At 41.9% G+C, this 10,212-nt stretch carries 6 protein-coding genes and 1 pseudogene; 3 read left to right on the top strand and 4 right to left on the bottom strand.

Annotated elements, in window-relative coordinates; all coding sequences use genetic code 11:
- Positions 1-260: 260 nt before the first annotated feature.
- The 4 genes from ACEW8U_RS15925 to ACEW8U_RS15910 form a co-directional block, all read right to left on the bottom strand.
- Positions 261-752 (bottom strand): sulfatase/phosphatase domain-containing protein, encoded by a 492-nt coding sequence (locus tag ACEW8U_RS15925; RefSeq protein WP_373523044.1) that lies wholly within the window; start codon positions 750-752, stop codon positions 261-263.
- Between the two features lie 12 nt (positions 753-764).
- Positions 765-1,883, bottom strand: coding sequence for a sulfatase-like hydrolase/transferase (locus ACEW8U_RS15920; protein ID WP_373523043.1), 1,119 nt, complete (start codon positions 1,881-1,883; stop codon positions 765-767).
- Between the two features lie 13 nt (positions 1,884-1,896).
- Positions 1,897-2,346 carry a nuclear transport factor 2 family protein gene (locus ACEW8U_RS15915; protein ID WP_373523042.1) on the bottom strand — a complete coding sequence of 150 codons (450 nt, stop codon included), beginning with the start codon at positions 2,344-2,346 and terminating at the stop codon, positions 1,897-1,899.
- 186 nt (positions 2,347-2,532) lie between these two features.
- The gene (locus ACEW8U_RS15910; protein WP_373523041.1) at positions 2,533-5,706 is read right to left on the bottom strand and encodes a PVC-type heme-binding CxxCH protein; all 3,174 of its coding nucleotides are present in this window, start codon (positions 5,704-5,706) and stop codon (positions 2,533-2,535) included.
- Positions 5,707-5,982: 276 nt separating this feature from the next.
- On the opposite strand from ACEW8U_RS15910, the gene ACEW8U_RS15905 reads away from it, so the two are divergent.
- The 3 genes and pseudogenes from ACEW8U_RS15905 to ACEW8U_RS15895 form a co-directional block, all read left to right on the top strand.
- Positions 5,983-8,358 carry a DUF1549 domain-containing protein gene (locus tag ACEW8U_RS15905; RefSeq protein ID WP_373523040.1) on the top strand — a complete coding sequence of 792 codons (2,376 nt, stop codon included), beginning with the start codon at positions 5,983-5,985 and terminating at the stop codon, positions 8,356-8,358.
- Between the two features lie 3 nt (positions 8,359-8,361).
- Positions 8,362-9,795 (top strand): DUF1501 domain-containing protein, encoded by a 1,434-nt coding sequence (locus ACEW8U_RS15900; protein WP_373523039.1) that lies wholly within the window; start codon positions 8,362-8,364, stop codon positions 9,793-9,795.
- Positions 9,796-9,927: 132 nt separating this feature from the next.
- Positions 9,928-10,212: pseudogene (locus ACEW8U_RS15895) on the top strand (heme-binding protein); the annotation flags it as partial.

Below are 10,212 nucleotides of genomic sequence, written 5' to 3'. Positions count from 1 at the left end.
GAACACAATATTAAGAAAACATCTTTTTAGATTTTATATTTATTTAGATTAATTCTATTTAAAAATTTCTAATGATAACCATAAAATTTATTTATGACTGATAAAGATTCATTTCTAGTGGCTGTTGATTTTCAAATGGTGCAATTAGGATGGCATTTCAAAAGAAACCCTGCAATGAAATTGAAAGTGTCCGGCACCCCGGTCTTCCCTCCCTTTAACAGTAAAATATCGGATAATTGGCAAAGAATAAGATAAATACTTTAATTATTATTTGAAATAGATTGGTTGATAAATTGTTGGCTCAACTCATCCGAATCCCCATATTGCAGGCGGAGTTCTGCCAGTCTTTTTTGCAACATTTTTTGTACTTCAGCATATTCAGGCTTGTCATAGATACTATTCATCTCTTGCGGATCAAGCTTAAGATCGTACATTTCCCATTCATCCACGTCATGATAGAAATGGATCAACTTATACCTGTCTGTCCTCACGCCATAGTGCCTTTTGACATTATGGGGCCCGGGGTATTCATAATAGTGGTAATAGATCGCATCCCTCCAAGGTACGCTCTTGCCTGAGGCAATGGCACGCCAGGATTTGCCCTGCATGTCTTCCGGAATATCAACGCCCGCAAAATCAAGAATAGTTGGCGCATGGTCTAGATTAAGTACCATTTCCATAACCTCTGTGCCTGCTTTGATTTCCTTTGGGTACCTGACGAGTAAAGGAGTGCTTAGAGATGGTTCATACATAAACCGCTTATCTTACCAGCCATGTTCTCCCAGATAAAACCCCTGATCCGAGGTGTAAACTACTACTGTATTGTCCAAAAGCCCTTGCTTTTCCAGGTAATCCAATACTTTACCAATACCGTCATCTACTGATTTGACCACTTTGAGATAATCCCTGAGATAGCGATGATACATAAATTTTGCAAGTTCTTCACCACTTGGCAATTCATTTAGAGATTTTTCAGCTGGGCCTCCAAGGCCGAGAAATTTTTCGTTAGCAGGGCCATATACCTTGTTCCAGGCAGCCATTTGCGCTTCGCTCATTCTTTCAAAAGGTGCAGGCAGACGGCTTTCCTCTCCGGTGAAAGGGTTTTCCTCAAATTTCATATCCCACCCCCAAAACATATCATTGACTATCTCCATTTCCTGTTCCCTGGCAGCGCTGCCTCTTCCCTGGTAATCATCAAAAAAATTGGAGGGTAATTCGAACTCCCGGTCTTCATAGAGGTTCAAGTATTTCTCCTCAGGCATCCAGTTTCGGTGGGGAGCCTTGGTGTGGTAATTTATGGAAAAAGGTTTACTGCGGTCCCAGTCATTTTCCAGCCAATCCATCACAAACTGCGGTATCAATGCCTCACAGTGCCCCTCAAACTTCAATTCCTCCTCTCCATTTTTTATGAATTCAGGGTTGTAATAATTTCCCTGTCCGGGCAAAGTCAGGGAGTAATCATATCCTTGGGGTTTGCCATTGAGGTGGATTTTCCCGATTAGCGCAGTCTGATATCCACTGGCCTGCAGTAATTTTGGGTAGCTTGACTGATCCCAACCAAAGGGCCCCACATTATCTATTTTACCATTAATATGGCTGTATTTGCCTGTAAGCAGAACTGCCCTACTTGGGGCACAAATCGAGTTGGTGACAAAGCTGTTTCTAAAAAGTGCACCTTCCCTGGCCAGGCGGTTCATATTTGGGAAATAGACAGTATCCAAAAGCCCCTGTCCATAAGCATGGAGAGCCTGTTGGGTATGGTCATCTGTCATGATGAAGAGGATATTGGGTCTTTTTGCCTCCTCTTTTTCAGTACAGCTACTGAAAAAGAAGATAGCAATCACAATTTGGAAAATGGCTTTAAATAATTTTTTCTGCCTCATATCTAAAATAAATTCATTTCAATTCCTCATCAGGAATCGCCATGGTGTGGTTGGCCAAAAGGAGATATTTGCCATCCACTTTGGCATAGGTCCTCATAAAATGGTAAGTCACAGGACTTGGCCCTCTATCTACCACAGTAATCCCACTCACCACTCCGGTATTCCCAAAAATCACTACAGCATGATCCCGGGATACCCTGTCCTTGGTATTATTGGGCTGACCATCCCGGATACGTTTCGCTTGAGAAACTACAGCTTCTTTTCCGTCAATCAGACTGGCATGATTGTGAACCCAGACAAAATCGCCTGCCAGAAGATTTTCCAAAAATTCCACATTGGATTCTAAAAGGGCCTTTTCCCAGCCCATGTCCAGTTCCAAAAGCTTTTGATGATCCTGTGACTGGGCCACTAAGGTCATTGTAAGCAAGCAGATGATAAATGAGGTTGCAAATGTTTTTTTCATGGTTTTTTGCTTGGTAATTGGTACATTGTACTTTGTTCAATATTCCTGTTTCTCGTTTCTTTAAAAAGACCTTCGAGGTTCAAAAAAAAACCTCAAAGGTCTCGCATCTTTTTTCTAAAATCTCGTCTCTCGGTTCTCGCCTCTTGGCAATTTCATCCTTCCTCCCTCATCCTTCATCCTTCAAACTCATTTCTCCATCGGATGCTCCTTCAACAAGTCTGCCGGTGAATAAAACCCTTTCCTATCCGCCACTGAGGCCCTGACCTCTTTCACCTTTTCCGGTCTGATGGCAGAAGCTTGGTTTCCAAAGGAATTTCTCACATAAGTCAGTACTGCGGCAATCTCATTGTCATTGAGCATTCCTTCGTAAGGCGTCATTGGCACTTGACCTGGATATTCCCTTCCCAAAACTTCTATAGGACCCAACAAACCTTTCAGTACCAATTTGATCAGCCTTTCTTCACTGCCCAATACCCAAGGCGTACCTACTATAGGCGGGAACAAAGAAGCAGAAAGTCCCCTTCCATCTGGCTGATGACAGGTGCTGCAGTAACCATCCCTGTTGTATATTTCTTTGCCCATATTGAACAATTCCAAATCACCACCTGAGAGATTGGATTTGATGTCCTCTTCTTTTTTCTCCCTGACAGTTAGACCATTGACATGTGCAACAGCAGCCTCATGGGCATGCACCATCCAATCATCCAAGGGCATTTTTTCAGCCTCTGCCAAAATCGGCAGTCCTTTTTCCTTTGGTAACCATGATGCTGCTACTATCGCCTCCAGTCTTACTCTTCCATGTTCGTCTTTCACCGCCTCCATCAATAATATATCCTGGTCTTTTACCTGATGTCCAGTATACCTCAAGACCCTTACTGCCGCCGCTCTTGCACGGTAATCTTTGGCTTTCAGCAATTGCTTGAGTAACTCTTGATCCACTTTATTCACTCCCCAAGTCACCCATAATGCCTCTGTCAAATAATGCTCGTATTTGGAATCGTTTTTATCCAGACCTGAGGCCCAAGTTTTGATAGCTGAGCTTACTTCATCCACATTCCTTCCTCTCAACTCTCTCCTTGTTCTGTAGCGTGCCCTGAATTCAGGTAGCTTCAAGTTATCCAATAATTCAAGGATGCTTGCTCCATCAATTTTTGCCGGAGTCACCAATGGTCTGGATGGATAGGTGATTCTGTAGACCCTTCCATGCACATGGTCGCGAAGTGGATCCCGAGCATTGTGCTGCATGTGACCAATGAGGACATTGTGCCAATCGATAAAATACAAAGACCCATCAGGAGCAAATTCCATATCTACCGGTCTGAAATTCCTGTCTGTCCCTTTGACAATATCATGTCTGAACTTGGTGGTAAATCCTGTTCCCTTATCAATCATTTGGTGTTGCTTCATGCCCAAAAACCCGATGGTATTGGCAATCAACATATCGCCTTGGACCTCATCGGGAAAATGTCTACTGGATACAAATTCCAAACCGGAAGTCGGCCGGACTCTTTGGGATTCTTCTATCAGATTTTGGGATTTGTGGGTCGCTTCTCCATATCTTGGAAATACAGATCCCGGCATCATCCACCTTACATCCGGACCTGAAGTTTCAGCAAAGAAATTTTGTCCCCAATCGTCAAATGCGATACCCCATGGATTGGGAATGGACAATTGCGCTGTTCTTTCCAAATGACTTCGTAAAGGATTGAATCTGTAAAAACCACCATTGGTAGCCCTGACGGGGCCATAGGAAGTTTCTACATTGGTATGCAAAAAGACCCCCTCTCCCATATAGATCGCACCTGAGGGATCCGCAGCAAAAGCTGAAATCACGTGGTGTGTATCGTGGTCATCAAACCCGCTCAAAAGTATCTCAACCTTATCAGCTTTGTCATCGCCATTTGTGTCAATTAGTACCTTAAGATTTGTCCCTTGGGAAACATACACCCCTTCCGGCGCAATTTCAAATCCCATGGGCAGATGAAGCCCATCTGCAAAAATCGTCTGTTTGTCCGCTTTCCCATCGCCATTGATATCTTCCAAAATAATGATTTTATCATTTGGCTTGCTGTCACCTGGTTTGTAATGAGGATAACTTGGACAGGTAGCAACCCAAAGCCTTCCTTTGTTGTCAAAACTCATCTGAACCGGATTGGCCATATCCGGGAATTCAACCTCAGAAGCAAAAAGCTCTATTTTATATCCCTCAGGGACTGTCAATGTGTTTAAGGCATCTTCTCCATATAGATATTCCAAACTACCATTTTGTTGCGGATTGAAATTGGTTTCGACCGGAGGAAGATCCCTTGTGCTTTTATCTGCAGCTGCCAAATCCATTTTCTCACCTTTGGCACCTTTCCAAATTGCCTCATCTCTGATTGCTGTCATCTGACGTATTTTCTCCAGTTCAGCAGGATAATTATCAGGCCCAAATGGATTATAACGTCTTCCATATACATGGACGCCATTGGGTGATTTGTAATCATTGTGCCACATCCAGTTTTTTTCCATGACCATATCATGGATCAATTCCCGATGCTCCTCGGCTTTAGCCTTAACCTTTCCAAAAACTTTATCAGCCAATAAAACAGCTAGCATTTTATAACCCTCCTCATTCAACTGTGAACCATCAATTGTCAAAGGTACTTTGGATGAATCGTACCATTTTTTGGAAGGTTCAAAAGCATCCACAAAAAGCACTTGGTTTTTTTCCGAAACCTCTTGCATGGCTTTGGTGTACATGGCAAGGTTTTCATTTTCCCTTTTACCATTCGGCAAATCTCTTAGACCGGAAAGATCCTCAAATGCTATTGGCGAAATAATCGCAAGTTTAGGTGAAGAGGTTCCATTATAATTTTGTCTAAGGGTATGTTTGATAAAAGCATCCAACTCGGCTTTGTAATTATCAAGCCCATCTTTTCCCTGAAAAGATTCATTGTAGCCAAAAAATGCCAAAATGATATCTGCTTCATGTCTTTCCAACCATTGATCAGGAGTTTCAAAATGCCCCTCGGACCCTGAATTATTGGCATATTCTGTCTGAAAATCTTCAGCCCCGGGAAATGCCCATGGAGATACCCTTCCCGAATGAGGTCTAAAACCGGGTGTATTGCCGGCATCAGCCATATTGCGGATAAACAACAGACTATCGGGAAACCTGACATGCATTTCTGTTTCAAATGTTCCATATTCCATCATAAGTGAACCAAGATTATTTCCGACAAGCATGATGTGGGCTCCTTTTTGGAATTCCAAAGACTCATCTTGGCTACATTGGAATGCAGTCATCGAAACCAAAAATAAAACAGCCATCCTGATGATGTCACTGATTTTGATTCCTGAGGGATTTATTGTTTTCATAAGATATTTTTAGAAAGAACAGTGGGTATCTGTTCAATTTGATCCAAAATGTTAATGTCGAAGATTCTTATTTATTAAATATATGCTGTCCTGCATTATCCTGTTTGGAAAGTCATAAAAGGTATAAACAGGAAAATGAATAAGCAAATCAGAAAATGGTTATCGGTAAAAAGATTATTTGGTGAACAAAACCCCCTACAGTACAGGACACTTTTTTGATTAAAACAAGAGAAAATTATAATTGGACTATTCAATTAAATTCACTTAAATTTTCAAATGGTTTCAGACGGCTTATGGTTTTGGCAGTTTTTGGGAAGACTACATCCTATGATAGTCCATTTCCCTATTAGCTTGTTACTTTTTGCAGCATTTCTCGAGTTATGGACGATAGGTCGGCCTGATTCCAAGTTAAAGCCCGGCATCAATCTTATGCTCAAAGCAGGAATTTTTAGTGCATGGCTTTCTTTATTATTAGGTTTATTACTGGCAGGAAATGAGGGTATTTCAGGAGAGTTGGTGGAAAAGCACAGATTGATAGGGATTTTAACAGGTGTTGGGAGTTTGCTGATCCTCATTTTTCTCCATCTATCCAATAAGCAACAACGCTTTCTCAAATGGTTTAGGGCTTCCTTGTTTCTGACAGCTTTATCAGTAATTGTTACAGGTCATCTTGGTGCTGCTTTGACACATGGAGAAAATTATCTAACCGAAACTTTTCCTTGGACAGCATCCAATAATTATCAGACCCATAGCTTTGAATTGACAAGATATGGAGATATCTCAACCGGATTAAGTACTGAAAAGGAAATCCAACTGATCGGAGAGGTAAGGACCATATTGGCACATAACTGCTATAAATGCCATAGCGGTGCCAAGGTAGAGGCAGATTTAAGACTGGATTCCAAAGAAGCTGTTTTCAAAGGGGGTGAATCGGGAGAAATCCTGAAGGCCGGAAACGCATCTTCCAGTGAGATCATTAGGAGAATAAGTCTTCCCAAAAGCCACAAAGATGTAATGCCTTCAAAAGGTAAACCTCTGAGCAAAGATGAAATAGCTCTTTTGGGTTTTTGGATTGATCAAGGCGCACCTTGGCCTGATGAAGCAGAAAACCCGAGTATTTACAGGGTAGCCAAAATGGAACCCCGTAAACCCAATCTCCCAAAATCTACCGAAGGTTTAGAGAACCCAATTGACTTATGGGTGGACCAGTATTTCAAAGAAAACGGGATCACTTGGCAGCAAACTGTGGACGACAGGACCTATCTCAGAAGGATATATTTGGATGTGATAGGATTGGTACCCTCACCTTCAGATTTGGAGCGTTTCTATTCGGATGACAGACCCGACAAAAGAGATATTTGGCTAAGAAACCTATTGGAACGCCAAGATGACTATGCCCAACATTGGTTGACTTTCTGGAATGATGTCCTGAGAAATGATTATACAGGTACAGGCTATATCACCAATGGCCGGTACAACATCACCGATTGGCTTTATAAGTCTCTTCAAGAAAACAAACCTTACCACCAATTTGTCAAAGAACTTTTGAATCCCACTGCGGAATCCAAAGGGTTTATAGAAGGCATTAAGTGGAGAGGCACCGTCAACGCCAGTCAGAGGACAGAAATGCAGGCTGCCCAAAATGTCGGGCAGGTGATTTTAGGACTAAACCTCAAATGTGCTTCCTGCCACGACAGTTTTATATCAGATTGGAAATTGGAAGAAGCTTATGCATTTGCCAATATTTTTGCGGACAGTACCCTAGAAGTCAGCCGTTGTGAAATCCCAACCGGAAAAATGGCAGGCACCAAAATCCTCTGGGAGGAATTAGGTGAAATCGACAGCACTGCCACGCGTCCTGAAAAACTCCAGCAATTGTCAGATTACCTCGTGCAACCTGCCAACGGCCGAATGTACAGGACAATGGTCAATAGAATTTGGAAACAAATGATGGGAAGAGGCATAGTGGAACCCGTGGATGAAATGGACAATGAACCTTGGAGTCAGGATTTGTTAGATTGGTTGGCCTCAAAATTTGTGGAAAAAAATTATGACCTCAAAGAGTTGATTTATTTGATTGGATCATCCAAAATTTACCAGTCCGGTTCCATAGGCATTAAAAGTCCTGACCTCCTTTATTCAGAAGATTATAAGTTTAATGGAATGGTTCGAAGGAGGCTGACAGCGGAACAGTTTTCAGATGCCATTAGCCGGATTTTTTATCCTGTCTTTGAAGAAAAAGATTTGAAATATAGACCCAACCAGCTTTTGACGGAACAAAAGCCTACGACTGAATTTGCCAGAGCATCCTTGGTAGCTAACAGCAGTTTTCTCACCGCCATGGGCAGACCCAACAGGGAGATTGTCTCTACAAGCAGGGATCCCCAAGCCAATCTGCTGCAATCCCTTGAACTAACAAATGGAGAAAAGCTCAATGATGTCCTTAAAAAAGGAGCAGAATATTGGAAAGAAAAATACCCATCAAATGATGTTATTATTCAAGAAGTTTTTGCCCAAACGCTTAACAGAAAACCAAGTCAAAAAGAATTTCAAATTGCCATAGCCGCATTGGGAGATCAACCTGAAACAGATAAAATACAGGATTTATTATGGGCGGTTTTATTACTTCCTGAATTCCAGTTAATTTACTGAACCATGAAAAACAACCTGAACAGAAGAGATTTTCTGAAAAAAACAAGTGCTGCCACCATCGCAACGATGGGCTTGGGAGCACCGGTTGCAGGACTGTTTTCTTCCTGCAACTCCCAAATAACCATCCCTTCCACAGCCGATACAGTAATCTTATTGTTTATGGCCGGAGGAATGGCCCATACAGAAACCTTTGATCCAAAAAATTATACTCCCTATAGGAAGGGAATGGAGTCAAATGAGGTGTTAAGTACTTTCCCTTCTTTTCCCACGGCTTTGGACGGGATTTCTTTTTCTGAAGGTCTGGAATCCATAGGAAAAATCATGGATAAAGGCACCTTGATCAGGTCATATGTGGCCGCGGACTTGGGACATATCCTTCATACCAGGCACCAATATCACTGGCACACCTGTTATGAACCTCCACAATCTGTGGTGGTTCCACATATCGGTTCTTGGATTTCCAAGGAGTTGGGACCTCTTAATCCTGTCATTCCGCCATTTATCAATATTGGACAAAGGTTTACAGTTGGTGAAGGAGAAGAACTAAAAGCCTTCCACAGTGCCGGTTTTTTGGGAAGTGAATTTGGGCCTTTTTTAATTCCTGACCCAACTACCGGACTGGAAAGTGTCAGGCCTCCTGTGGGAATGTCAAACAGCAGGTTTGAAGCAAGAAACCAACTCTATGAAAACCTGGTCAAAGAAAGTGCTATGGGTGAATTTGGCAGTGACTATCAAAAGGAGTCACTGAAAAGATCCATGGAACAGGCCTATATGTTGCTGAATTCCCCGGAAGCAAAGGCCTTTGACCTCAGTTTGGAACCTAAGGAAAGCTATGATATTTATAATACAGGAAAATTTGGCCTTGGCTGTCTTTTGGCCAAAAGGCTGGTAGATCAAGGTGCAAGATTTATCAGCGTGACAACCGAATACGAACCTTTCTTTGGCTGGGATACCCATGACAATGGCCATACCCGATTGAAGGATATGAAAAAAATGATCGATGCGCCTATAGCCCGTTTGATACAAGATCTGGATGAAAATGGAAAATTGGACCGCACTTTGGTCATTGTAGCAAGTGAATTCAGCAGGGACATGCTGACAGAAGGAAGGCCTGAACTCAAAGTACTGGATCAGGTAGAAGTTCCTGACATCATCGAGGATATGAAGAATTATGGAATGCACCGACACTTCACAGATGGTTGTTCCATTTTACTGTTTGGAGGCGGGGTGAAAAGAGGACATGTGTATGGAAGAACCGCAGATGAAAGACCCTGTAAGACAGTAGAAAAACCCATTAAAATTGATAGCATTCATCAGACGATTTACCATGCCTTGGGCATATCACCCGATACAAACTATGAAATCGAAAAAAGACCATTTTACACAACACCTGATGGTCACGGTAAAGCAGAATTGGAGTTATTGGCACAAAGCTAAAATCCCATAGTAGGGGATTATTGCCTATGAATGGTTTTCTAATCGGTACGATTTATCTTAACTTGAAAATCCTTCTAACAAAGAATATTTCTTAAATCATTGTCATCAATTTACCTAAAAATTCCAAAAAATATGTTCACAAAACTTTCAATTGGCAAACCTCTGATTATAATACTTTCGGTTTGTCTGGTACTTTCCTGTGGAGAAAAGGAAAAGCAAGAAGAAACCCTAAATCCGAAATTGGATAAATTAAAATTGATTTCCGGTTTTAAGGCAGAGCATATCTATAGCCCTGGTGAAAATGATCAGGGATCTTGGGTGGGAATGACATTCGATGACAAAGGTAGAATGATCGCCACAGATCAGTATGGAGCAATCTATAGACTTGAAATCCCGGCGATCGGATCCGAAGATCTT

The sequence above is a fragment of the Aquiflexum sp. genome, assembly GCF_041751335.1.
Taxonomy (GTDB): domain Bacteria; phylum Bacteroidota; class Bacteroidia; order Cytophagales; family Cyclobacteriaceae; genus Aquiflexum.
This window is presented reverse-complemented; position numbering and strand designations above follow the sequence as displayed.

Coding starts and splice junctions, on each gene's coding strand:
- ACEW8U_RS15925 (WP_373523044.1), bottom strand. CDS start 752: ATGTATGAACCATCTCTAAGCACTCCTTTACTCGTCAGGTACCCAAAG.
- ACEW8U_RS15920 (WP_373523043.1), bottom strand. CDS start 1,883: ATGAGGCAGAAAAAATTATTTAAAGCCATTTTCCAAATTGTGATTGCT.
- ACEW8U_RS15915 (WP_373523042.1), bottom strand. CDS start 2,346: ATGAAAAAAACATTTGCAACCTCATTTATCATCTGCTTGCTTACAATG.
- ACEW8U_RS15910 (WP_373523041.1), bottom strand. CDS start 5,706: ATGAAAACAATAAATCCCTCAGGAATCAAAATCAGTGACATCATCAGG.
- ACEW8U_RS15905 (WP_373523040.1), top strand. CDS start 5,983: ATGGTTTCAGACGGCTTATGGTTTTGGCAGTTTTTGGGAAGACTACAT.
- ACEW8U_RS15900 (WP_373523039.1), top strand. CDS start 8,362: ATGAAAAACAACCTGAACAGAAGAGATTTTCTGAAAAAAACAAGTGCT.